At 70.6% G+C, this 23,151-nt stretch carries 19 protein-coding genes, 1 tRNA gene and 1 pseudogene; 16 read left to right on the forward strand and 5 right to left on the reverse strand.

Annotated features, from left to right (window positions below):
- Nucleotides 1–13 precede the first annotated feature (13 nt).
- Complete coding sequence (locus tag ABH928_RS34680) at nt 14–232, reverse strand: hypothetical protein (RefSeq protein WP_196193435.1); 219 nt, start codon at nt 230–232, stop codon at nt 14–16.
- A gap of 203 nt (nt 233–435) precedes the next feature.
- Between ABH928_RS34680 and ABH928_RS34685 the strand changes: the two genes are divergently transcribed.
- Nucleotides 436–506, forward strand: a tRNA-Gly gene (locus ABH928_RS34685).
- Between the two features lie 94 nt (nt 507–600).
- On the opposite strand, the gene ABH928_RS34690 is transcribed toward ABH928_RS34685, so the two are convergent.
- The gene (locus ABH928_RS34690; RefSeq protein WP_370072707.1) at nt 601–1,395 is read right to left on the reverse strand and encodes a DUF4232 domain-containing protein; all 795 of its coding nucleotides are present in this window, start codon (nt 1,393–1,395) and stop codon (nt 601–603) included.
- Between the two features lie 180 nt (nt 1,396–1,575).
- Here ABH928_RS34690 and ABH928_RS34695 point away from each other — a divergent pair, with 180 nt between their 5' ends.
- A complete protein-coding gene (locus tag ABH928_RS34695; protein ID WP_370072708.1) occupies nt 1,576–2,934 on the forward strand; it encodes a helix-turn-helix domain-containing protein in 1,359 nt (452 codons plus the stop codon).
- A 17-nt stretch (nt 2,935–2,951) separates the two neighbouring features.
- On the opposite strand, the gene ABH928_RS34700 is transcribed toward ABH928_RS34695, so the two are convergent.
- Nucleotides 2,952–3,596: an ATP-binding protein gene (locus ABH928_RS34700; protein WP_370072709.1), complete on the reverse strand. Its 645-nt coding sequence runs from the start codon at nt 3,594–3,596 to the stop codon at nt 2,952–2,954.
- A 322-nt stretch (nt 3,597–3,918) separates the two neighbouring features.
- On the opposite strand from ABH928_RS34700, the gene ABH928_RS34705 reads away from it, so the two are divergent.
- From ABH928_RS34705 to ABH928_RS34720, 4 genes are all read left to right on the forward strand, one after another.
- Nucleotides 3,919–6,342, forward strand: a complete 2,424-nt coding sequence (locus ABH928_RS34705) for a GH92 family glycosyl hydrolase (RefSeq protein ID WP_370072710.1) — start codon at nt 3,919–3,921, stop codon at nt 6,340–6,342.
- Between the two features lie 75 nt (nt 6,343–6,417).
- Complete coding sequence (locus ABH928_RS34710) at nt 6,418–7,254, forward strand: ATP-binding cassette domain-containing protein (protein WP_370072711.1); 837 nt, start codon at nt 6,418–6,420, stop codon at nt 7,252–7,254.
- A complete protein-coding gene (locus ABH928_RS34715) occupies nt 7,251–7,904 on the forward strand; it encodes a hypothetical protein (protein ID WP_370072712.1) in 654 nt (217 codons plus the stop codon). The genes ABH928_RS34710 and ABH928_RS34715 overlap by 4 nt, the downstream gene beginning before the upstream one ends.
- A 509-nt stretch (nt 7,905–8,413) precedes the next feature.
- On the forward strand, nt 8,414–9,790 hold the full coding sequence (locus tag ABH928_RS34720) for a S8 family serine peptidase (RefSeq protein ID WP_370072714.1): 1,377 nt from the start codon (nt 8,414–8,416) through the stop codon (nt 9,788–9,790).
- Nucleotides 9,791–9,964: 174 nt separating this feature from the next.
- Here the strand turns inward: ABH928_RS34720 and ABH928_RS34725 are convergent, their stop codons facing one another.
- A complete protein-coding gene (locus ABH928_RS34725) occupies nt 9,965–10,855 on the reverse strand; it encodes an NAD-dependent epimerase/dehydratase family protein (protein WP_370072715.1) in 891 nt (296 codons plus the stop codon).
- 195 nt (nt 10,856–11,050) lie between these two features.
- Between ABH928_RS34725 and ABH928_RS34730 the strand changes: the two genes are divergently transcribed.
- The 5 genes from ABH928_RS34730 (at nt 11,051) to ABH928_RS34750 (ending at nt 16,944) form a co-directional block, all read left to right on the forward strand.
- Nucleotides 11,051–11,662 (forward strand): DedA family protein, encoded by a 612-nt coding sequence (locus tag ABH928_RS34730; protein ID WP_370072716.1) that lies wholly within the window; start codon nt 11,051–11,053, stop codon nt 11,660–11,662.
- 55 nt (nt 11,663–11,717) lie between these two features.
- Nucleotides 11,718–12,023 (forward strand): hypothetical protein, encoded by a 306-nt coding sequence (locus ABH928_RS34735; RefSeq protein ID WP_370072718.1) that lies wholly within the window; start codon nt 11,718–11,720, stop codon nt 12,021–12,023.
- Nucleotides 12,024–12,186: 163 nt separating this feature from the next.
- On the forward strand, nt 12,187–13,734 hold the full coding sequence (locus ABH928_RS34740) for a hypothetical protein (RefSeq protein ID WP_370072719.1): 1,548 nt from the start codon (nt 12,187–12,189) through the stop codon (nt 13,732–13,734).
- A 185-nt stretch (nt 13,735–13,919) separates the two neighbouring features.
- Nucleotides 13,920–15,596, forward strand: a complete 1,677-nt coding sequence (locus ABH928_RS34745) for an ABC transporter permease (RefSeq protein WP_370072720.1) — start codon at nt 13,920–13,922, stop codon at nt 15,594–15,596.
- Nucleotides 15,597–15,618: 22 nt separating this feature from the next.
- Nucleotides 15,619–16,944 carry a nitrate/sulfonate/bicarbonate ABC transporter ATP-binding protein gene (locus tag ABH928_RS34750; protein WP_370072721.1) on the forward strand — a complete coding sequence of 442 codons (1,326 nt, stop codon included), beginning with the start codon at nt 15,619–15,621 and terminating at the stop codon, nt 16,942–16,944.
- A 30-nt stretch (nt 16,945–16,974) separates the two neighbouring features.
- Here the strand turns inward: ABH928_RS34750 and ABH928_RS34755 are convergent, their stop codons facing one another.
- The gene (locus tag ABH928_RS34755) at nt 16,975–17,430 is read right to left on the reverse strand and encodes a hypothetical protein (RefSeq protein ID WP_370072723.1); all 456 of its coding nucleotides are present in this window, start codon (nt 17,428–17,430) and stop codon (nt 16,975–16,977) included.
- 395 nt (nt 17,431–17,825) lie between these two features.
- Between ABH928_RS34755 and kdpF the strand changes: the two genes are divergently transcribed.
- The 5 genes and pseudogenes from kdpF to ABH928_RS34780 all read left to right on the forward strand — a co-directional run.
- Nucleotides 17,826–17,915, forward strand: a complete 90-nt coding sequence (gene kdpF, locus ABH928_RS34760; protein WP_370072724.1) for a K(+)-transporting ATPase subunit F — start codon at nt 17,826–17,828, stop codon at nt 17,913–17,915.
- Nucleotides 17,916–17,918: 3 nt separating this feature from the next.
- Nucleotides 17,919–19,583, forward strand: a complete 1,665-nt coding sequence (gene kdpA / locus ABH928_RS34765) for a potassium-transporting ATPase subunit KdpA (RefSeq protein WP_370072725.1) — start codon at nt 17,919–17,921, stop codon at nt 19,581–19,583.
- Complete coding sequence (gene kdpB, locus ABH928_RS34770; RefSeq protein WP_370072726.1) at nt 19,583–21,727, forward strand: potassium-transporting ATPase subunit KdpB; 2,145 nt, start codon at nt 19,583–19,585, stop codon at nt 21,725–21,727. The genes kdpA and kdpB overlap by 1 nt, the downstream gene beginning before the upstream one ends.
- Nucleotides 21,728–21,757: 30 nt before the next feature.
- Nucleotides 21,758–22,387, forward strand: coding sequence for a potassium-transporting ATPase subunit KdpC (gene kdpC / locus ABH928_RS34775; protein ID WP_370072727.1), 630 nt, complete (start codon nt 21,758–21,760; stop codon nt 22,385–22,387).
- Between the two features lie 138 nt (nt 22,388–22,525).
- Nucleotides 22,526–23,151 (forward strand): annotated as a pseudogene (locus ABH928_RS34780) (histidine kinase); the annotation flags it as partial.

A 23,151-nucleotide genomic window follows, 5' to 3' on the forward strand; every position in this document is an offset into this window, starting at 1 on the left:
TCCGGCTCTGTGGCTAGGCCAGGAACTCCATGGCCTCGCGCCGCAGCGCCTTGCTGATCTGCTCCGTCGAGAGCGCCGCCAGATCTGCGGGAACGGCGCTCCGAAGCCGCGCACACTGCGGGCAGCGCATCAGCCGACCAGGGCCGATCCGTCCGTCACGCAGATGCTGCATCGGGAAACTCGCGGTGCTGAACAGGTGCCCTTCGGCACAACGGACGACAGTGCGCTCCATTGCATCCTCTCCCCAACGCCGTAGGCCAGCCCTGCCACATTAGGGGATCTTCCGGACATATCGCCCTCAGGCTCGCCGACTGGGCCTCCGGCCATCCGTGTGCGTCACAGTACGCCCACGGCGCACGGGATCACCACCGCTGCACGTGAGGCGCGCGATGGGGTAGAGTGAAGGTGGAGAGGCCGTCACTGACGGCTGATCAGGCGGGCGTAGTTTAATGGTAGAACATAAGCTTCCCAAGCTTAGAGCGCGAGTTCGATTCTCGTCGCCCGCTCGCTAGTTGAAGGGCCGGAGACCATGTGTCTGCGGCCCTTCTTCGTCTGTCGCGGTTGGCCCGTCTGGCGAGACTGCCGGCGTGGTCAGCTCTGTCAGGGCTGGGTGTCCGCCTGGGTCATGGACGCGACGGCGGCGGAGACGGTGTCCTCGTAGAGGCCGAGCTTCGGCCCCCGCACCGGAGTCCCGGTGGTGAGCGGGAAGTTGACGGTGTCGGCGTCGGGCATGTGGTTCCCGTCCGCCAGGACGTTCAGCTCGTTGATGCCTGGGACGGTGCCGCTGGTCGCGGCGCTGGGGTCGAGGTCGACGACCGCGTAGGCGGTCTCGCCGACATGGACCGGGTAGGCGGGAGCGCCGCCGAGGCCGCTCGGGACCAGCGGCTTGACGGCGTGGCTCTGGTCGGCGGAGGCCGAGTTGTCCAGGTAGACGAGCGGGTAGTAGCTCAGCCCGCAGGCGTGCGAGCCGTTGTTGTGCACCTCGATCACGCGTCGGCTCGCGGTGTTCCCGCCGATCACGTGCACCGAGAGCTGGGACGCGTCGCACGGGTGGGTCCAGGCGTAGCTGTCGCTGTTGCTCCCGGTGCCGCTGCCGCCGGTTCCGCCGGAAGAGCCGGAAGAGCCGGAGGTGCTGCCGGTCGAGCCGGAGGTCCCGGAGGTTGAACCCGAGCCGCCGGTGCTGCCACCGGTCGTCCCGGTCGTCCCGGTCGGTGCGGCGATGGGCGAGGCGCTGGTCCCGGAGGACGGCTGCGAGGCGCTCGTCCCGCTCGCCGCGGCGGTGCCGGACGCTTGGCACGCGGTGAGGGCGAGCGCCCCGAGCGCCAGCATGGCGGCGGTGGAAAGGGTGCGGGTCCGGGACGGGCGGCGGACGGACGTCGGCGAGGTGCTGCGCATGGTGATCGGCCTTTGCTGTGGTCGGGATCGACTGGACGGCATCACCGTCGCCCCCGTTCTGTCCCGAATGCCACAGTCTCGCCACAGCTGGGGACGGTGGAACGATTCCACCCACTCTGACCTGCGATGATGAAGCCTCCTGGAACGCCGCTCCGGGACACGGGGGAGGGTGCGACGACCATGCACGTCAACGAATTCGCCGCGCAGCTGCGGGAGCTCAAGGACCGTTCCGGTCGGAGCTACGGCATGCTCGCCAAGCGACTGCACGTCAGCACGTCCACACTGCACCGCTACTGCAACGGTGCGGCCGTGCCGGGCGACTACGCCCCGGTCGAGCGGTTCGCCCGCGTCTGCGGCGCGACGCCGGAGGAGCTGGTCGAGCTGCACCGGCGCTGGCTCCTCGCCGACGCCGAACGCCGCCACGAGCCCGCACGGGCTTCGAAGGATCCGGCGGACGAGGGCCCGACGGTCGAGAGCCCGGCGGTCGAGCCGCCGCCGGCGCCGTCTGTCGAGCCCGAGTCTTTCGAGTCCGAGCCCGAGTCTGTCGCCGAGCCTACGGAGCGGGATCAACCGGTGGTGGCTGCGGCTGCCTTCCCGGAGCCGCTCCAGCCGCTCCAACCGCGCCGCCCGCGTCGGATGCGCCGGGCGCGGGTGTTGCTGGCGGCACTGGCGGTGGTGGCCGTCGCGGTTCCGGTGGCGCTGACCACCGCGCAGGGCAGCGGTGACACCACAGCCTCGGTCACCTCGCCGAGCCGGAGCACAGCCTCGCACCTGGCCGTCACGGTTCCGGCCACCCCCCGGACGTCCGGCTCGCTCTCGTCCTCGCCGTCGGCACTCACGCCGTCGCAGTCCGGCTCGTCATCGTCGCTGACCTCACCGTCGGCGTCCGGACCGGCGGACGGTTCCGGGGACTCGACCGCCGCGCCCTTCCAGGTCAGCGTCATGTCGGACAACTGGGACACCCAGTGCGACCAGTGGTTCCTGATGTCACAGGCGCCGTCGGAGGTGAAGCCCCCGCCGGCGATCGAGGCGACGGGCCGTTGGGCCTCCGCGCTCGGCGCCGTCCCGGCCGCGCACCTGCGGTTGCAGCTGACCGCGCAGGGTGGCTCGGCGCAGTCCGTGGTGCTGCACGCCCTGTACGTCCACGTGGTCAGCAGCCGACCGGCGCCGAAGGGGTACGGCTACACCGCAGGGTCGGGCTGCGGGGGTGGGCTCACGCCCGCGTCCTTCGTCGTCGAGCTCGACTCGCCCGACCCGCACGCCCGTGCCGTCCCCGGCTACGAGGGCAACAACCCGACACCGGTCATGGACTTCCCGTTCCAGACCTCGGCGAGCGACCCGCAGGTCCTCGACGTCGACGCGCACACCGCCGACCAGGACGTCAGCTGGTACCTCGACCTGCTCTGGAGCTCCGGAGACCGCCAGGGCGTCCTGCGCGTCGACGACCACGGTCAGCCGTTCCGGACGGTCGGTCTGGCCGGAGACCCGACCTACTTCTACAACGGCAGCACCTGGACGCCCACCGCACCGCCGAGTTGAGGACCAGTCGACAGCGATCAGTCGAAGCGGATGTGCCGGAGCCCGATCGCGCTGCGGCGCAGCAGTCCGCGCAGGGCGGAGTCGGTGTCGGGAGTGAGGGTCAGGCCCGCCGACGCGGCGATGCGGTCGGCGACCTGGGCGACCGTCAGGTGGTCGGTCTCGATCCGTTCCGCCGGGACGGTGAACTCCGTGGTGCGCAGGCTTTCCAGACAGCGGTCGAGCTGGGCCACCGCGAAGCTCTCCCGGCGCAGCGGTGCGTCCTTGCCCGCGACGACCTGCAGGACGTGGCCGAAGCCGCGCTCGCGCAACCGCCGCAGCACGGTCTCCCGCTGCGCGAGCAGCGCGAAGTGCCGGACGTCGTGGCCGTGTTCGTCACGCAGTCGGCCCAGGATCCCGTCGATGTAGGCCGGCTCGACGACCGTCATCGGGGCGATGACGACGCCGTCCTGCCCGGTCAGGGCCAGGTCGAGCACCTCGACGACGCCCTCGCGCCAGGCGACCAGGTCCTGGAAGTTGCCGCGCAGCGCGGGCGGGACCATGCGGCGCAGCCCGAAGCCGACGTGCTCCGGATCGCAGACGACGCTGCCCGGCAGGCGGCGGGCGAGCTCGTATGCGGTCTGCGTCTTGCCGCCCCCGAAGGGTCCGTTGATCCACAGAAGCATGCGCCGAGCCTACGCACCGGAGCACCCAGGAGCGTCAGGGGTATCAGGAGCGTCAGGCATGTCAGGAACCGAGGCTCGGCCGGACGGGCGACGCGCGGTTGGCGGGCGGTGCGGTGGCGCGGCCGAGCCCTGGCGTCGACGTAACCTGCGGGAACTTCGCCCCGGAGGCGGGCGCCTGAGGGTCGGTGAGGTGCCGGTGAGCAGGCTCGGACTGAGGGTGTCCCGCTCGGATCGGTCGCGGCGAAGCGCGGGGCGACTGCGAAGCGCAGGGCGACTGCGGCGTGCGGGGAGAACGGCGGCCCTGACGGTCACCGTCGTCGCGGTGTTGACCGGGACCGGACCCGGCGCCGGAGCCGGGGCCCTGACCGGGGCCGTCCCGGACGGACGGCCGGTCAGGACCGCGTCCAACGACGTTGTCTCGGCCCACACTGCCCACACGGCCCGCACGCCACACACCGCCGGGTGGGGGGATCCGGCGAGCCTGGTGGACCCGTTCGTCGGGACAGGCAACGGCGGGCGGTGGGTCGGGCAGGTGGACACCTTCCCCGGGCCCAGCCTGCCCTTCGGGATGCTGCAGTGGAGCCCGGACACGACCTCGCGCCCGGACGGTGGCGGGTACAACTACGCCGACAGCGCGCTCACCGGGTTCAGTCTCACCCACCTCTCCGGCCCCGGCTGCCGCGTCGCCGGGGACGTGCCGTTCCTGCCGCTGGCGGCCGACGCGCCACAGACCGACGCGCCACAGACCGACGCGCCACGGACAGGCGCGCCACAGACCGACGCGCCGCAGACAGACGCGACACGGACCGACGCGCCACGGACAGGCGCGCCACAGACAGGCGCGACGCGCAGATCGGTGCCGTTCAGCCACGAGAGCGAGGTGGCCCGGCCCGGCTACTACGCGGTGACCGCGGGCGGCGTCCGGACCGAGCTCAGCACCACTCTCCGCACCGGCGTCGCGGACTTCACCTTCCCGCCCGGCGGCCCGGCGACCGGCACGCTGCTGGTCAGAGCCGAGCGCAGCGCGACCGCCACCACCGACGTGAACGTCAGCGTCCTCGGCGACCGGGAGATCGTCGGTCAGGTGAGCAGCGGGCGCTTCTGCTCCAGCCACAACCGCTACACCCTCTACTTCGCCGCCCGCTTCGACCGGCCGTTCACCACCGCGCGGCTCTGGCCGCCCGATGCCCATGGACCCACGCCCGGAGCGACCTTGGGCTTCGACCTGGGCCCTGACCGCCGGCTCGGCGCCCAGGTCGCCGTCTCGTACGTCGACCTCGCCGGTGCCGAGGCCAACCTGCAGGCCGAGGCGAACAGTTGGGACGTCGGCCAGGTCGCCGCGCGCGCCTACGACCTGTGGTCGCGGCAGTTGGGGTCGATCACCGTCGCGGGGGGAAGCCAGGAGCATCGGGCGACCTTCTACACCGCGCTCTACCACTCGCTGCTGCACCCCAGCGTCTTCAGCGACGCCGACGGACGCTATCCCGGCTTCGACGGCCGGGTGCACCGGATCCTGCCCGGCCACCCGCACTATGCGAACTTCTCCGGCTGGGACATCTACCGTTGCCAGGTCCCGCTGTTGACGCTGATCGCGCCGGACCGGGCCGACGACATGGCCACCTCGCTGCTCGACGACGCCGACCAGAGCGGCGGCTGGCTGCCGAAGTGGCCCGTCGCCGCCGGGGACACGGACGTGATGAACGGTGATCCGGCGGACGCGATCCTGGCGGACGTCTACGCCTTCGGGGACCACGGCTTCGACGCCGCACGCGCGTTGCGGCTGGCGGTGCACGGCGCGGAGGACAGCCCCACCGCGACCGATCCGCCGGCCCAGGGCTGGTACGTCGAACGCCCGTGGCTGGCCCAGTACCTGAGCCTCGGCTACGTGCCGAACACCCACCGCGACTCCACCGCCCATGTGAACAACGGCGCTTCGGCGACGCTGGAGTACGCCGTGGCCGACTTCGCCGTCTCCCGGCTGGCGGCTGCGCTCGGGCAGGACGACGTGGCGAGCCGGTTCCGGGCTCGGTCGCACTCCTGGGAGCACCTCTTCGACCCCGCTACCGGCTACATCCGCCCGCGTGGGGCGGACGGGGCGTTCCCGCCCAGGCCGCCGGCGGTGGCATGGGACGGCAGCGACCAGGACGGCTTCCAGGAGGGCAACGCGGCGCAGTACACCTGGATGGTGCCGCAGGATCTGCCCGCCCTGGTCTCCGCGCTCGGCGGGCCGGGCGTGGTCAACCCGCGGCTGGACCGCTTCTTCACCGAGCTCAACGCCGGATCGGGCGAGCCGTACGACTGGCAGGGCAACGAGCCGTCCTTCGACATCCCGTGGATCTACGACAGCACCGGCCGTCCCGACCGGACCGAGGCGGTGGTCCGGTCCATCGTCGACCAGCTCTACGGGCTGAGCCCGGGCGGGGAGCCGGGCAACGACGACCTCGGCGCGATGAGCTCCTGGTACGTCTGGGCTGCGCTCGGGCTCTACCCCGAGACCCCGGGCGCTCCCGTGCTGGCCCTCGGCAGTCCGCTCTTCCCCTACGTGGCGGTGCACCGTCCGTCGGGCCCCGACCTCACCATCACCGCGGCCGGGACCGGGCCCTACGTCCGGAAGCTCATCCGTGACGGCGTTCCGTCCTCGGCCACCTGGATCGACCGGACCGCCTCCCAGCTCGTCTTCGTCCTCTCCCCGACGCCGACGACGTGGGGCACCGCTCCGTCCGACGCGCCGCCCGTATTTCCCTGAGCGGTCGGCGGATGCGGTCAAGTCGCCTGCGGCCGAACGGTCGTGCGCCAACGGGGCGGGACTACCCTGGCTCGGGTGCGACTCGACTGTGTGGGGAAGCGGTACGGGCTGCGCGGGCCCTGGGTGGTCCGTGACGTCGGGGTGGAGCTGCCCGAAGGGGCCCTGATCCGGGCCGTCGGCGGCAACGGTAGTGGGAAGTCGACGCTGCTGCGGATCGTCGTGGGCGCCTCGCGGCCCACGCGGGGGCAGGTGGTCGACGCGCCCGAGCGCCGCGCCTACGTACCGGAGCGGTTCGCCCCGGAACTGCCCTTCACCGCGCGCGGCTATCTGGAACACGTGGGACGCCTGCACGGCCTGCGTGGTCCCGAACCAGCCCGTCGGGCTTCGGAGTTGCTGGAGCGCCTCGGTGCGGCAGGCTTCGCCGATCGGCCCGTCGGGGAGCTGTCGAAGGGCAGTTGCCAGAAGGTCGCGGTCGCGCAGGCGTTCCTCGGCGCCCCCGGGCTGCTGGTGCTGGACGAGGCGTGGACGGGCCTGGACCAGGCCGCGCGGGCGACCCTGGACACGCTGGTCGAGGAGCAGTCGGCCCGCGGCACGACGGTGGTCTTCGTCGACCACGACCCGGCCCGGCTGGCCGGACGGGCGGACGCCTGCTGGACCTTCACCGACGGCCGGGTGGTCGAGGAGCGCCTCGGGCGGACGCGTCAGCGGCAGGTCCGGATCACCGTGCGCGGTCGTGCGGCGGGCGCGAAGGGCCTGACCGAGCTCCGCGGCGTCCAGGAGGCGCGGGAACGCGAGGCCGGACACGACGTCGGGGCTGTCGTGGTGACGGTGGACCAGGACGCGTCCGACGAGGTGCTGCGGTCGCTGCTCGGCGAAGCGGACGTCCATGTCGAGGAGGTGCGGCCGGTATGAGCGCCGTGCTGCCGCTGCTGCGGTACCAAATCTCCTTCCTGCTCCGCTCGCAGCGCTGGCTGCCGCCTGTGCTGCTCTACGCGTTCCTGCTCGCCGCCGGGTGGTTCGGCGGGCAGCAGTACGGCGACTCGCTCGGCTGGTGCGCCGGCATGCTGGTGCCGACCTGCGGCTGGCTGACCCGGACCACGCTCGCCGTGGAGCCCGGCTCCGCACGCGCGGTGGCAGCCGCCGCCACGACCGGGGGCATGCGGACGGTGCGGGCGACGGGGCTCGCGGTCGCGCTCGGGGGCGGGCTGGTGCTGGGCGCACTGGGCGGGCTCTTCGAGGTGGCGACCAGCTCCGCGCCGACGGGACCTCATGCGTCGCTCGCGTCGATCGTCGCGCACGGACTGGTCGCAGTGCTGGTCGGCGTGCTGGCCGGGACGGCCGTGGGCGCGCTGCCCATCCCGGGCCGCGCGGCGGGCACGCTGACGCTGACCGCGACCTCGCTGCTGCTCCTGGTCCTCCCGGCCTCGCCGGTCAACGCCGCGATCCGACAGACCTTCACCTCCGACCGCGCCTACGCCGCCGCCTCCCTGCCGTGGCTCCCCTTGCTCGGGTCGCTCGTCCTGCTCGCCCTCTGTTCGCTGCTCGCCGTACGCGAGGAGTAGGCGCAAGGCGTCCTCCACGGAAACTCCCACGGCAATGGCAATCGACCCGCAATCGCCACGCCAACGGAAAGGCCAACGTCAACTCGCGGCCAAACACTCACTCTCTGAGGTGACGGGCAGCGGAGGGATTGCGCCGCGAATGAGGTGGTATCGGCCGGTCTGACGGGTAGGCAGAAAACTCGTCCACGAAATATCCGGCCGAATGTCCTCCGGACATCTGCGGATACCGCCGTTTCTGTCCCGACGTAGCCACCCCGATCAGGGGTGGTGCACCTCCGGTTGGGGGTAGCGCAACCTGTGAGTCATAGGCGAGCATCATCGACACCTGTTGCGGTCCTGGCGATGCCGCGTCGCGCGGGACCCGGGGGTCGGGGGGACTGTTCAGTCATGCCCAGCCGCGCCCTTTCTGCGGGTTCTCCGCGTGTGCGCTCCGACAGACGACCGCACGGCCGATGCCTTCCGTCCGTCAGTCCGTGTGCGCTCGCGCACATATGAGCATGAGGAGAACCATGGGTCGCTCCCTCGCCCGTTCCCGCTCCGTCAAGGCTGCGGCCACGGTGACCGCAGGCGCCGCGGCGCTGCTCGCCTTCTCGGCCGGCGCCCCGGCGACCGCCACCGCCTCCGCGGCGCCCGCCGCGCTGCCCGCCCCCGTGCCGGCGAGCGCCGGGCACGCCATGGCCGCAGGCATGCACTCGGTGCTGCCGACCAGCCAGTGCCTCACCCAGATGAAGATCCGCTGCTACACGCCGCTCCAGTACCAGAAGGCGTACAACCTGGCCCCGCTCTACAAGAGCGGTGTCACGGGCAAGGGCCGCACGATCGTGATCGTCGACTCCTTCGGGTCGCCGACCATCCAGAGCGACCTGAACACCTTCGACAAGCAGTTCGGTCTGCCCAACACCCACGTCAACGTGGTCCGCTGGGGCAACGTACCGAAGTTCAACAACACCGACCCGACGCAGCTCGGTTGGGCCGGTGAGACCACCCTCGACGTCGAGTACGCGCACTCGATCGCGCCCGGCGCCCGGATCGTCCTGATCGAGACCGGCGTCGCCGAGACCGAGGGCACCACCGGCTTCCCGCAGATGATCGCCGCCGAGAAGTACGCGGTCGACCACAACTGGGGCGACGTCATCTCCCAGAGCTTCGGCGCGACCGAGCAGACCTTCCCGGGCTACGGCAAGGGCGGCACCCAGTCGGTGCAGCAGCTGCGCTACGCCTACGCCGACGCGTACTGGAAGCACGTCACCGTGCTCGCCGCCGCCGGTGACAACGGCGCGACCGACTCGGAGGCGTCCGGCAGCGCCATGTACCCGTACAAGGTGGACTCCTGGCCGTCCACCGACCCGCTGGTCACCTCGGTCGGCGGCACCCAGCTGACCCTGAACGACCAGGGCGTCCGCACCGCTCCCGACCAGGTCTGGAACGACGGTTACGGCGCGGGTGGTGGCGGCGTCTCCGGCATCTTCGCCCGTCCCGGCTACCAGCAGGCAGTTGCCGGCGTCACCGGCGCCCACCGCGGCACCCCGGACATCTCGATGACCGCCGCGGTCAACGGCGCCGCCTGGGTCTACTCCACCTTCGACTCCAACCCGAAGAACAACGGCTGGGGCCTGGTGGGCGGCACCAGCGAGGCCACCCCGATCTTCTCCGGCATAGTCGCGCTCGCCGACCAGAAGGCGGGCCACCGCATCGGCTTCCTCAACAACAAGCTGTACGCGCTGGCCGAGCACGACGCGACCGGCCACGGCATCGTGGACGTGACCAAGGGAAACAACTCGTTCGGGGGCGTCACCGGCTACAACGCCGCCAAGGGCTACGACCTGGCCTCCGGCTGGGGCACCATCAACGGCACGCTCTTCGTGGACGCGCTCGCTCGTCGGTGAACCGCTGGTCGGTGAACCGCACCGTGCAGTACCTGATGTGACGCACAGTCAGGAAGATCCGCTGCACCGCTGAACTGACGGGGCGCGAGGGTGAGACGGTACCCCTCGCGCCCTGTCGCTTTTTCTCCCGCTTTTCTCCTGCTTTTCCTGTGGTGACTTCCTTGGAACGGCCGGTCAGCCCAGCTGGTCGCCGAAGCCGGTCCGCCACGACGTCCGCACGGGACGCCAGCCACGGCTGCGCGCCAAGGCGTTGGACGCACCGCGTTCCCACGGCGCGGGCTCGGGCACGGCGGTGGAAGCCGGCGCCGTGTCGACGCCGAGGGCGGAGGCCAGCACCGGAAGCCACTGCGCCGCAGTCGCGGGCTCGTCGTCGACGATGTTGACCTCTCCGGCGGGCCAGTCCAGGGCCGCGATCACCGCCGTCGCCGCGTCGTCCACATGGACGAAGGAGCTCACGCCCGCACTCGCGGTCAGCGACCCGAGGAAGGGCCCGGTCGGGTCGCCCGCCAGCGCGGCGGCGACGGGACCGCCGGGCGCGTACCAGGTGCCGGGTCCGTAGAAGAGGCCGTTGCGCAGCACGACCGCATCCGGCAGCTCGGCCGCGATCCGTTCCAGTTCGGCGACCGCGCCCACCATGCCGCCGCGCGGCAGCGGCGCGTCCAGGTCCAGCGGCACGCTCTCGTCCGCCGGGCCCTCCCCGCCGGCGTAGGCCCAGCAGATCGACTGGGCCACGATCCGGGTGACCCCGGCGGCCTTCGCCGCGTCGACCAGATTGCGTGTGCCCTCGCGACGCAGTCGGCTGTTGGCCGCGCCGTCGGCGCCGGAGAGGTCGGTCAGCTGATGCAGCACCGCGTCCGGCGCGGCGGCGACCACGACGTCCCGCAGCGCCGCGGCGTCCATGACGTCCACCCGTACCGCCTGGACGGCGTCCGTGCCGATCGCCCGCAGCCGGGCCACGCCCTCCTCGCTGCGCGAGGTGCCCACCACCTGGTGTCCCGCGTCCAGCAGCAGCGGCACCAGCCGCCGTCCCAGCGCACCAGTCGCCCCTGCAAGAAACACACGCACGGTCTTGCCCCCCGATCATCCGCCGACGAACATCGATCATGCCGAGCCTAGAGCCCGACGGGCCCGACGGGCCCGACGGGCCTGAGGGGCCTGAGGGGCCCGCCCGGCCTGCCGCGCCTCCGGAGCGAAAGCGGGCACGGCACGCAGACTGGTCGGGAGCGGTGCGCGCGATCGGACGAAGGGACGGATCTCCGGATGGGAGCGATCGTCAACTGGCTGAGCGGTCTGTCCGGCCCGCTGGTCTACGCGGTGGTCGGCGCCCTGGTCTTCTTCGAGGACGCGCTCTTCGTCGGCTTCGTTCTGCCCGGCGAGACGGCCGTGGTCCTGGCCGGCGTGCTGGCGAACCAGGGGCACGTCTCGCTCTGGGGTGTGATGTCGGTGGTGGTCTTCGCGGCGATCGTGGGCGACAGTGTCGGGTACGCGATCGGCAACCACTTCGGCGACCGGATCCTCGACGTCAAACCGCTGCGCAGGCACCAGGAGAACCTCGGCAAGGCCAAGGCCATGATGCGCGACCGTGGCGCCGCTGCCGTCTTCTTCGGGCGGTTCATCGCCTTCTTCCGGGCGGTGATGCCCGCTCTGGCGGGGATCTCGCACATGCCCTACCGCAAGTTCCTGCTGTTCAACGCGCTGGGCGGGCTGGTCTGGGGCGTCGGCTACACGCTGCTCGGCTACTTCGCCGGGCAGGCGTACAAGCGGGTCGAGGCGCAGGCGGGGAAGTGGGTGGCGATCGCGATCGCGGTGATCGTGGTGGCCGTGATCGGGGTCTTCGCCTGGCGTCGCCACCGCCGCGAGCGCGACGGCTGAGACCGCCGCGCGACTATGGTGGATAGCTGAGGGGGGACGCCCTCCGGAGGTCAGCATGGCCACTCGGCACCACTACCACCTCGACATCGACGGCCACTCCGTCTCGCTCGACCTGCGCACCGGTTACACCTGGCGCACCGAGGACATCCTTCTCCTGGTCGACGGCAAGGAGGTCGGCTACCACCACCAGCGCGGCCCCGGCACCACCGTCCTGGAGGCGGAGCTGGCCGGCGAACCGCCGACGCCGATCAGCGTCCGGATCGACCACCCGCACCACGGCGGCCACCACGCGCACACGCCCATCTGCACCCTGCTGATGGAAGGCCTTCGGCTGCCGATGCCGGAGAGCGTGCCCGCCTGATCCGGGGACCGCCCGGCAGCCTCGCCCAGGGGTGTCAACAACCCGTCAAGAACACATGTCCGACCGTCAAAAGGGCGTCAGGATGTGCCCTGCCGTGTGCCGCCCCGCAGGAGAGTGAGGCCCGAGGTCGAGAGGCCGAATCGGGAAGAAGGCTCAGGCGGGGATGACTACGGTCGGGGAACGGGCTCCGGAGGCCGCATCGGTCGGCGCGGCAAGCGCCGGAGGATCGGGGGAAGCAGGGGGGACGCGGGCGTCGGGGGGCTCCGCAGCGCCCGCAGGGCCGGGCCGAGCCGTCCGGCCGTCCCGGCGCGGGCCCGGCGGCAGGCCGCTGACGGTCCCGGCGCGCCTGCGCTGGGCCACGGCGGGCTGCGCGACGCTGGCTGTGCTGCTCGGAGCGGTGCTGCTGGGGTCGGTCTCCGGCGCGGCGAGCACCTGGAGCGACATCACCGGCCACGAGGCCCCGCAGGTCACCGACGCGGGCGGGCTCTACCAGGCGCTGACCGACATGGACGGCCAGGCGGCCAACCAGCTGGCGTTCGGCAGCACCGCGCAGCTGTCCAAGAACCTCGCCACCGCCCGCACCCTCTACACCCAGGACCGGGTCGTCGCCGACCACGACCTGCAGGCCGCCACCCTCGACGCGGCGGGCAACGCGGCCGCGCAGAAGGCGCTCGGCCAGGTCCTCGACAACCTGGGCAGCTACCAGGACCTGGCGGCCCGCGCGCTGGAGCTCAACACGAACGCCGGCTCCCCGGCCGGCCACCCGGACCCGGCGGCGCTCACCGAGTACCGCCAGGCCACCGACCTGATGCGGACTCAGCTGCTGCCCGCGGCCGAGAGCCTGATCCAGGCCAACGACACCGCGTTCGAGCAGAGTTACCGTGCCGAGAGCTCCGCGCTCGGCACGGCCGGACTGTGGCTGGTGCTGCTCGGCGGAGCGCTGCTGCTGGCCATGGTGGCCACCCAGATCTGGCTGACCCGCAGCTTCCGCCGGGTCCTCAGCCCGGCGATGACGGCGGCGACGGTACTGACCGCGGTGCTGCTCGGCCTGGCCGGCTCGCTCTTCTCCACCGAGCGGAACGACCTGACCACCGCCCGCATCTCCGCGTACGACTCGGTCGTCGCCCTCACCCACGCCCGCGCGGTCATCTACGACTCCAACGCCGACGAGAGCCGCTACCTCTTGGACGCCGGCCGGGCCGCGCAGTACCAGCAGGCCTTCCAGCAGGACTCCGACGACATAGCCGACGTCGACAACGCCGGGATGTTCCAGTACGACGCGGCGCTGGCCTCGGCGATCAGCGCGTACCAGCAGAACCACGCGAACGTCGGGTTCACCGGGTACTACGGCGACGAGTTCCGCAACATCACCTTCCCGGGGGAGCGGGCGGCGGCGGAGAAGACGCTGCTGGCGTACCAGGCGTACGAACGCGACGACCGCAAGATCCGCGCGCTGGTCCAGGCGGGCCACCTGGAGCAGGCCATCGCCTACTGCACGAGCCTCGCGCCCGGCGGCTCGAACGCGGACTTCAACGCCCATGACGCCGCGCTGCAGGCGTTGATCGGGATCAACGAGAGCGCGTACGAGTCCGTGTCGAAGTCCGGCGCGGACAGCGCGGGCGCCGACGAGTGGATCCTCGTCGGCGGGATGGCCGTGGTGGTCCTGCTGCTGGGCGCGGGCGCTTGGCCCCGGCTCAAGGAATTCCGTTGAGGTCGTCTGCTGTTGGTCACCCGTTCGTCTTCCCCCGGCTGCGCTTACTGGACCCGCCTGTTTGAGTGGCTTGGGGGAACGGGGCATGCGCTCAGAGGAGACACGCGGTGGCGGGTCAGGGAGGGTTCCCGTCGAACGGGGGTGAGCCGGGGTCCGGGTCGTGGTGGCGGGTGGGGAACCGTTGGGTGGACTTGGTCGTCGCCGCTGCGATCGTCGCCCTGCTCTACGGGCTGCTGCGTCTCGCGCCCGGTCTCAACGCGCCGTTCCTGCCGAGCACCGCGCCGACGCAGGTGTCCACCGATCCGGCGAACCTCCCCTACTACGCGGTCCGTTCGCTGCTCCGGATGTTCGTCGCGCTGATCCTCTCGGTGCTCTTCACCTTCGTCTACGCCACCGCCGCAGCGCGGATGCGCCGGATCGAGAAGGTGCTGCTGCCGATCCTGGACATCCTCCAGTCCGTTCCCGTCCTGGGCTTCCTCTCGGTCACCGTCACCGCGTTCATCAACCTCTTCCCGGGCTCCGAGCTCGGCCTCGAATGCGCGTCGATCTTCGCGATCTTCACCGCGATGGCCTGGAACATGACCTTCGCCTTCTACTACGCCCTCGTCTCCCAGCCCCGCGAGCTCGACGAAGCGGCGCGCGTCATGCGGCTGACCAAGTGGCAGCGGTTCTGGCGGCTGGACGTGCCGTCCGGGATGATCCCGCTGATCTGGAACGGGATGATGAGCTTCGGCGGCGCCTGGTTCTTCCTCGCCGCGTCCGAGTCGATCAGCGTGCTCAACCACCGGTACGCGCTGCCCGGCATCGGCTCCTACGCCGCCGCCGCGATCGCCGACGGGAACCTGAGCCAGGTCGGCATCGCCATCGCCGTCATGGTCGTGATGGTGATCGGCGTCAACACGTTCTTCTGGCGGCCGATGACCGCCTGGTCGGAGCGGTTCCGGGTGGAGGAGTCGGGCGCGGCCGAGCGGCCCCGCAGCCTCATGCTGGACCTGCTGCGGCGCAGCAGCGTGCCGCGGCTGATCGGGACGCCGCTCAGGCCCGTCGGCCGGGCGCTCGACCGGGCCGCCCGCCCCTTCGGTCTGGCCGAGCACCCGCTGGCGCGGCCCGCCGTCCGCGAGCGGACCGGTGACGTCTTCTTCGCGGGCGCGGTCACCGTGCTGTCCGCCTGGGGTGCCTGGCAGGCGCTCAGCTACGTCCACTCGACGATCGGGCTCGGGGAGTTCTGGCACGCGTTCTTGCTGGGCGCGGCGACCTTCAGCCGTGTCGTCGTGCTGCTCGTGTTCGCGACGGTGATCTGGGTGCCGGTCGGGGTGTGGATCGGGATGAACCCCAAGGTCATCCGGTTCGCCCAGCCGGTCGTGCAGGTGCTGGCCAGCTTCCCGGCGAACTTCATCTTCCCCTTCGCGACCGCCGCGTTCGTGGCCCTCGGGATCTCGCTCAACATCGGGTCGATCCTGCTGATGGCGCTGGGTGCGCAGTGGTACATCCTCTTCAACGTGATCGCCGGGGCGTCCGCGATCCCGTCCGACCTGCGCGAGGCGATGACCGGCTTCGGGGTGCACGGTTGGCTGCGCTGGAGCAGGTTCATCCTGCCGGCGATCTTCCCCTACTACGTCACCGGCGGGATCACCGCCGCAGGCGGGGCGTGGAACGCGTCGATCGTCGCCGAGGTCGTCAGCTACGGCAACCACCACCTGGAGGCCACCGGCCTCGGCGCGTACATCGCCCAGGCGACGGGGGACGGCGAGTTCCCCAAGATCCTGGTGGGTATCTGCGTGATGAGCATCTACGTCGTCGGCGTGAACCGACTGTTCTGGCGGCGTATGTACCGCCTGGCCGAGACCCGCTACGCCCTGTGAGAGCTGGAGGAGGAGAGAAGCGATGACCACCACCGGGCCGCGAACCGTCATCGTGGAGGCGGAGGACGTCACCAAGACCTTCACCACGCCCGACGGCCGTGCCCTCCCGGTGCTGGAGAGCGTCGGGCTGACCCTGGTCGAGGGCGAGATCGTGGCGCTGCTCGGCAAGTCCGGCTCCGGCAAGTCGACGCTGCTGCGCTGCCTGGCCGGGCTGATCGCGCCGTCGCAGGGGACGGTCCGCTACCGGGGCGAGCTGCTCAACGGGGCCAATCCGGGCGTGGCCATGGTCTTCCAGTCCTTCGCGCTGCTGCCGTGGCTGACCGTGCAGCAGAACGTCGAGCTCAGCCTGCAGGCGCGCGGCGTCCCCGACGAGGAACGGGCCGAGCGGGCGCTCAAGGCGATCGACCTGATCGGCCTGGACGGCTTCGAGGGCGCGTACCCGAAGGAACTCAGCGGCGGCATGCGCCAGCGTGTCGGCTTCGCCCGCGCGCTGGTGGTCGAGCCGGACGCGCTCTTCATGGACGAGCCCTTCTCCGCGCTGGACGTGCTGACGGCGGAGAACCTGCGTGGTGAGCTGGTCGGCCTGTGGGAGGGACGCGAGGCGCCGGTCAAGTCGATCCTGATCGTCACCCACAACATCGAGGAGGCGGTGCTGCTCGCCGACCGCATCCTGGTGCTCTCCTCCAACCCCGGCCGGATCAAGGCCGAGCTCCACGTCAACCTGGCGCGTCCGCGCGACCGGCAGACCGACGGGTTCGAGGAGCTGGTCGACACCGTCTACGGCATCCTCACCGGCCGGGACGAACCCCCGTCCGCGCCGTCCGCGCCCGAGCGCCCGGCCCCCACGCCGACGCCGGTCACCGTCCCGCTGCCGGACGTCAGCGTCGGCGGGATGGCCGGTCTGCTGGAGATCCTGATCGCCCGCGGCGGCGAGGACGGCCTGGCCGAGATCGCCGACGAGCTGAGCTTCGAGGTCGACGACCTGCTCCCGCTGGTCGACGCGGTGACGATGCTCGGCCTGGCCCGCACCAGCGGCCCGCGCATCGCGGTCACCGACGCGGGCCGTGAGTTCACCGCGGCGGACATCCTCACCAGCAAGCAGCTCTTCGCGCGCTACGCGGAGGAGCACGCACCGCTGGTCCGCACCATCGTCACGGCCCTCACCCGCACCGAGGACCACACCCTGCGGGAGGGGTTCTTCCTCGACCTGCTCCGCAGCGGCTTCTCCGACGAGGAGGCGCGCAGCCAGCTGGAGACGGCGATCGACTGGGGCCGTTACGGCGAGCTCTACGAGTACGACCGCGACGACGGCCGCTTCACGCTGGAAGCGGCCGAGGTCCGGGGCTGACCGGCATCCGGCCGGTGTGGCTGCCGCGCCTCAGAGCGCCAGGGCGACGCCGCGACCGCGGTCGCGGCGGTAGATCCCCAGGCGGGTGAGGACGCCCGGGTGGGCCGGGGCGGTGAAGACCTCGTCGTGCGCACCGGTGGCGGTCGCGGCCACGGCGTCGGCCAAGCTCTCGGCGCGGACGGCGACCGGTGTGACCGTGATCGGGAGCTGCTCGTCGGCGGGGGTCTCGACCGTCAGGGTCTGGGCGACGACGTCGTCCAGCTTGGCGCAGGCGCGAAGCTCCCACTCGTGGGCCAGCTCCGGGCAGGGGCGCGTGCGGTAGAGGTGCTCGCCGCCCGCCGGGGACCAGGCGAGGACCGGGACCAGGACCGCCTGCTGCCGACGGGCCTCCGCGGCGGCGCGGCGCAGCTGCGCGCGTCCCTTGGCGGAGTCGCGGACACCGACGATGACGCGTGCGGTCACTGCTGCGGTGGCGGTCTCGGACATGGCGTATCGGTTCTTTCCGTGAATCGCAGGCCCTGGCGGCCTGTCTGCCTTCACATTACCTGCTCCATAGCGCTCCTTGCATAATTTTTGACGGGATCCATGCGCTTTTCGCCTAAGGATCGACGGACGTAACAGTCGAGTCGGTCGAAGGTCACGAAGCGGACGCCTCGGCGTAAAGAAGCCGTATGGGAAGTACGGACGGCCGCAAGGGAGGCATTAAGGCTCCCTGACGCCGCACATACGTGCGCTTACCTGGGTCGGGTCGCCGCGTCATCCGTCCGGCGGAACAGATCTCGCGTCAGTAGGTGCATCCACATGTCCGACGTGCTCTTCGTAGGGCTGACGGTCGCGGTGTTCGTGATCCTCGCCCTGATCGTCAAGGGGGTCGAGCGGCTGTGAACGCCGACAACATCATCGGGCTGGTCGTGTCGATCGCCCTTATCGCCTACCTTGTCGCGGCCCTGATCCGTCCGGAGAAGTTCTAACCGATGAACCCGACCCTCGCCGGCTTCCTGCAAGCCCTCGCGCTCGTCGCCGCACTGGCTCTCTCCTACCGGCCGCTCGGCGACTACCTGGCCTACGTGCTCACCACTCGCAAGCATCTGCGGATCGAGCGCGGCATCTACAAACTGATCGGCGTCGACGGCGACGCGGAGCAGACCTGGGCGTCCTATCTGCGCTCGGTGCTCGCGTTCTCCGCCGTCTCCGTCCTCTTCCTCTACGCGTTCCAGCGGCTGCAGGAGCACCTGTGGCTCTCGCTGGGCTTCCCGGCGGTCTCGCCGGCGATGGCGTGGAACACCGCGATCTCCTTCGTCACCAACACCAACTGGCAGTCGTACTCGGGTGAGTCGACCATGGGCCACCTGGTGCAGATGGGCGGCCTCGCGGTCCAGAACTTCCTCTCGGCCGCCGTCGGCATCGCCGTCGTCGCCGCGCTGATCCGGGGCTTCACCCGCGAGAAGTCGGACGTGCTGGGCAACTTCTGGGTCGACCTGACCCGCATCGTGCTCCGCGTGCTGCTGCCGATCTCGGTCGTCTTCGCGATCGTGCTGGTCGCGAGCGGTGTGGTGGAGAACCTGCACGCCGCGCAGATCGTCCACACGCTGAGCGGTACCGCGCAGTCGATCCCGGGCGGTCCGGTGGCCTCGCAGGAGGCCATCAAGGAGCTGGGCACCAACGGCGGCGGCTTCTACAACGCCAACTCGGCCCACCCGTTCGAGAACCCGAACCCGTTCAGCAACCTGGTGGAGATCTACCTCCTGCTGGTGATCTCGTTCGCGCTGTGCCGCACCTTCGGCACGATGGTGAAGTCGCAGAAGCAGGGCTACGCGATCGTCTCGGTCATGGGCCTGTACTGGGCCGCGTCCGCCGCGCTGATCACGTTCTTCGAGAACCAGCACTCGGGCATCGCCGCCCACATCGCCGGTGCGGCGATGGAGGGCAAGGAAGTCCGCTTCGGCATCCCGGGCAGCTCGCTGTTCGCCGCCTCGACCACGCTGACCTCGACCGGTGCGGTCAACGCCGCGCACGACTCGCTGACGCCGCTCGGTGGTGGCGTGACGATCCTGAACATGATGTTCGGTGAGATCGCGCCCGGCGGTACCGGCTCGGGCCTCTACGGCATCCTGGTGCTGGCGATCGTGACGGTCTTCGTCGCGGGTCTGATGGTCGGCCGCACGCCGGAGTACCTGGGCAAGAAGCTCGGCGCCCGCGAGATGAAGTTCGCCTCGCTCTACATCCTGGCGACCCCGGCCATCGTGCTGGTCGGCACCGGCGTGGCGATGTCGCTGAAGGCCGGTCACGGCGGCGGTATGAACAACACCGGCCCGCACGGCTTCTCCGAGGTCCTCTACGCGTTCACCTCGGCCGCCAACAACAACGGCTCGGCCTTCGCCGGACTGACCGTCACCAGCACGCACTGGCAGGAGGCCCTGGGCCTCGCCATGGTCTTCGGCCGGTTCCTGCCGATGGTGTTCGTGCTGGCGCTCGCCGGTTCGCTGGCCAAGCAGCAGCACGTGCCGGAGTCGACCGGCACCCTCAAGACCCACAGCCCGCTCTTCGTCGGCATGTTGTCCGGCGTGATCCTGATCGTCGTCGGGCTCACCTACTTCCCGGCCCTGGCGCTCGGGCCGCTCGCGGAAGGCCTCCACTGATGTCCACACCCACTACCCAGGAAGAGATCCAGCCGACGGCTGTGGCCGACGCGGCAGCCGCGCCGGTCGCGGAGACCGAACGCCGCATCGGCGGAGGCCTGCTTGACCCCAAGCAGCTGCTCAAGTCGTTCCCGGACGCGTGCAAGAAGCTCGACCCGCGGGTGATGTTCAAGAACCCGGTCATGTTCGTCGTCGAGGTGGGCTCGCTGCTCACCACGCTGTCCGCAATCGAGAAGCCCAGCGTCTTCGCCTGGGTGATCACCGTCTGGCTCTGGCTGACCGTCGTCTTCGCCAACCTGGCCGAGGCCGTCGCCGAGGGCCGTGGCAAGGCGCAGGCCGACACCCTGCGCAAGACCAAGACCGACACCGTCGCCCGCCGCGTCGTCGGCGACTGGACGCCGGGCACGCCCGCGTCCGAGGTGCGCGAGGAGGAGGTCGCGGCCACCGAGCTGCGCCTCGGCGACCACGTGCTGGTCGAGGCCGGTCAGGTCATTCCCGGTGACGGTGACGTGGTCGAGGGTGTCGCCTCGGTGGACGAGTCGGCGATCACGGGTGAGTCGGCTCCGGTCATCCGTGAGTCGGGCGGTGACCGCTCCGCGGTGACCGGTGGTACGAAGGTGCTATCGGACCGGGTCGTCGTGAAGATCACGTCGGAGCCGGGCAAGACCTTCATCGACCGGATGATCGCGCTGGTCGAGGGCGCCGCTCGGCAGAAGACGCCGAACGAGATCGCCCTGAACATCCTGCTGGCGTCGCTGACCATCGTCTTCCTGCTGGCAGTTGTCACGTTGCAGCCGATGGCGAAGTACGCCGGTGCGCCGCAGACGATCGTCGTGCTGGTGTCGCTGCTGGTCGCGCTGATCCCGACGACGATCGGTGCGCTGCTCTCCGCGATCGGCATCGCCGGTATGGACCGGCTGGTGCAGCGCAACGTGCTGGCGATGTCCGGTCGCGCCGTCGAGGCCGCCGGTGACGTCTCCACGCTGCTGCTGGACAAGACCGGCACCATCACCTTCGGCAACCGCCAGGCCGCCGAGTTCGTGACCGTCGGCGACGTGGACCAGCAGGCGCTGGCCAGTGCCGCGCAGCTCTCCTCCCTCGCGGACGAGACGCCCGAGGGCCGATCCATCGTGGTGCTGGCCAAGGAGAAGTACGGTCTGCGCGAGCGTGCGCAGGGCGAGTTGGCCCACGCGGAGTGGATCGAGTTCACGGCTCAGACCCGGATGTCCGGCGTCGACGTCGACGGCGAGTCCATCCGCAAGGGCGCGGCCGCGGCCGTGGCCTCGTGGGTGCTGGAGCACGGTGGCCGGACCAGCAACGAGCTGGACGTCGCCGTGGAGCGGATCTCCAACCTCGGTGGTACGCCGCTGGTGGTCGCGGAGAAGCAGGGCTCCGAGCCCGCTCGTGTCCTCGGTGTGATCTACCTGAAGGACGTCGTCAAGCCCGGCATCAAGGAGCGCTTCGCGGAGATGCGCGCCATGGGCATCAAGACGGTCATGATCACGGGTGACAACCCGCTGACGGCCGCCGCGATCGCCGAGGAGGCGGGCGTGGACGACTTCCTCGCGGAGGCGACTCCCGAGGACAAGATGGCCCTGATCAAGAAGGAGCAGGAGGGCGGCCGTCTGGTCGCCATGACCGGTGACGGCACCAACGACGCTCCCGCGCTCGCGCAGGCGGACGTCGGCGTGGCCATGAACACCGGCACCTCGGCCGCCAAGGAGGCCGGGAACATGGTGGACCTGGACTCCAACCCGACCAAGCTGATCGAGATCGTCGAGATCGGCAAGCAGCTCCTGATCACCCGCGGTGCGCTGACCACCTTCTCCATCGCCAACGACGTCGCGAAGTACTTCGCGATCATCCCGGCCATGTTCGCGGTGGTCTATCCGGGGCTGAACAAGCTCAACATCATGCACCTGCACAGCCCGATGTCGGCGATCACCTCGGCGATCATCTTCAACGCGCTGATCATCATCGGCCTGATCCCGCTCGCGCTGCGTGGCGTGACGTACAAGCCGTCCTCGTCCCAGTCGCTGCTCCGCCGCAACCTGGGGATCTACGGCGTCGGCGGCCTGATCCTGCCGTTCGTCGGCATCAAGCTGATCGACCTGGTCGTCCAGTTCATCCCCGGCCTGCACTGAGCAGTCCCGACTCGAGTGAAGTGACCTTTCATGGCTAAGCCCCTTCCCACCTCGGTGCGGAACCACCTCACGGGCCTGCGGATCCTGCTCCTGTTCACGGTGCTCTGCGGCCTGCTCTACCCCCTGGTGATCACCGGGGTGTCCCAGGCGGCCTTCTCCAAGCAGGCCAACGGCTCGCTGGTGAAGGACTCGAAGGGACAGGTCGTCGGCTCCTCGCTGATCGGCCAGAACTTCACCGTCCTCTCCAAGGACGGCAAGTCCCAGACGCCGGACCCGAAGTACTTCCAGTCCCGTCCGTCGGCGGCCGGCGCGCTCGGCTACGACCCGACCGCGTCCGGCGCCACCAACAAGGGCACCAACGACGCCGGTCTGGCCGCGACCTACACGCAGCTCAAGGCGGCGATCGCGAAGTTCGACGGCGTTCCGGAGAGCCAGGTCCCGGCGGACGCGATCACCTCGTCCGGTTCGGGTCTCGACCCGGACATCAGCCCTGCGGACGCGGCCATCCAGGTCAACCGGGTCGCCAAGGCGCGCGGTGTCTCGGCCGCCCAGGTCGAGGCGCTCGTCAAGAAGTACACCCAGGACCGTACGCTGGGCTTCCTGGGTGAGCCCCGCGTCGACGTTCTCCAGCTCAACCTGGCCCTGAACCAGCTCGGTTGATCCACAGATCCTGTTCCGCACCGATCCGGTGATCTGCTGACCGACCGCACGGCGGTCGGTCAGCGGATCCACGGGTCCCTGCGGAACAGGTCAGGCACCGGCAGTCGTCGAGCGGGCGGCGAAGGAGGCGCGGCGACAATGGCGGTAACCACCGGCACCGGTAGGGGAAGGCTGAAGGTCTTCCTCGGCTCGGCGCCCGGCGTGGGCAAGACCTACAAGATGCTGGACGAGGCGCACCGCCGTTCCCAGCGTGGTCAGGACGTGGTCGTCGCGTTCGTCGAGAGCCACAAACGCCGGCACACCGAGTCCCTCGTGCAGGGCCTCGACGTGATGCCGCGGCTGGAGCGCGACTACCGCGGCGGCCGGTTCGCCGAGATGGACACGGACGCCGTGATCGCCCGCTGCCCGCAGGTGGCGCTCGTCGACGAGCTCGCCCACACCAACATCCCCGGCGGTCGGCACGCCAAGCGCTGGCAGGACGTGCAGGAGTTGCTGGACGCCGGCATCGACGTGCTGACCACGGTCAACGTGCAGCATCTCGAGTCGCTCAACGACGTGGTCCAGAAGATCACGGGGGTGCCGCAGCGGGAGACCGTCCCGGACGAAGTGGTGCGCCGCGCCGACCAGATCGAGCTGGTCGACATGGCCCCCGAGGGCCTGCGCCGACGCATGGCCCACGGCAACGTCTACACCGCCGAGAAGGTCGACGCCGCCCTCTCCAACTACTTCCGCGTCGGCAACCTCACCGCCCTGCGCGAACTGGC

Source organism: Streptacidiphilus sp. MAP5-3 (assembly GCF_041262505.1).
Taxonomy (GTDB): Bacteria; Actinomycetota; Actinomycetes; order Streptomycetales; family Streptomycetaceae; genus Streptacidiphilus.

What these genes read in the sequence shown, in the direction of transcription:
- ABH928_RS34680 (WP_196193435.1), bottom strand. Translation starts at nt 232, where the DNA reads ATGGAGCGCACTGTCGTCCGTTGTGCCGAAGGGCACCTGTTCAGCACC.
- ABH928_RS34690 (WP_370072707.1), bottom strand. Translation starts at nt 1,395, where the DNA reads ATGCGCAGCACCTCGCCGACGTCCGTCCGCCGCCCGTCCCGGACCCGC.
- ABH928_RS34695 (WP_370072708.1), top strand. Translation starts at nt 1,576, where the DNA reads ATGCACGTCAACGAATTCGCCGCGCAGCTGCGGGAGCTCAAGGACCGT.
- ABH928_RS34700 (WP_370072709.1), bottom strand. Translation starts at nt 3,596, where the DNA reads ATGCTTCTGTGGATCAACGGACCCTTCGGGGGCGGCAAGACGCAGACC.
- ABH928_RS34715 (WP_370072712.1), top strand. Translation starts at nt 7,251, where the DNA reads ATGAGCGCCGTGCTGCCGCTGCTGCGGTACCAAATCTCCTTCCTGCTC.
- ABH928_RS34720 (WP_370072714.1), top strand. Translation starts at nt 8,414, where the DNA reads ATGGGTCGCTCCCTCGCCCGTTCCCGCTCCGTCAAGGCTGCGGCCACG.
- ABH928_RS34730 (WP_370072716.1), top strand. Translation starts at nt 11,051, where the DNA reads ATGGGAGCGATCGTCAACTGGCTGAGCGGTCTGTCCGGCCCGCTGGTC.
- ABH928_RS34735 (WP_370072718.1), top strand. Translation starts at nt 11,718, where the DNA reads ATGGCCACTCGGCACCACTACCACCTCGACATCGACGGCCACTCCGTC.
- ABH928_RS34740 (WP_370072719.1), top strand. Translation starts at nt 12,187, where the DNA reads ATGACTACGGTCGGGGAACGGGCTCCGGAGGCCGCATCGGTCGGCGCG.
- ABH928_RS34750 (WP_370072721.1), top strand. Translation starts at nt 15,619, where the DNA reads ATGACCACCACCGGGCCGCGAACCGTCATCGTGGAGGCGGAGGACGTC.
- ABH928_RS34755 (WP_370072723.1), bottom strand. Translation starts at nt 17,430, where the DNA reads ATGTCCGAGACCGCCACCGCAGCAGTGACCGCACGCGTCATCGTCGGT.
- kdpA (WP_370072725.1), top strand. Translation starts at nt 17,919, where the DNA reads ATGAACCCGACCCTCGCCGGCTTCCTGCAAGCCCTCGCGCTCGTCGCC.
- kdpB (WP_370072726.1), top strand. Translation starts at nt 19,583, where the DNA reads ATGTCCACACCCACTACCCAGGAAGAGATCCAGCCGACGGCTGTGGCC.
- kdpC (WP_370072727.1), top strand. Translation starts at nt 21,758, where the DNA reads ATGGCTAAGCCCCTTCCCACCTCGGTGCGGAACCACCTCACGGGCCTG.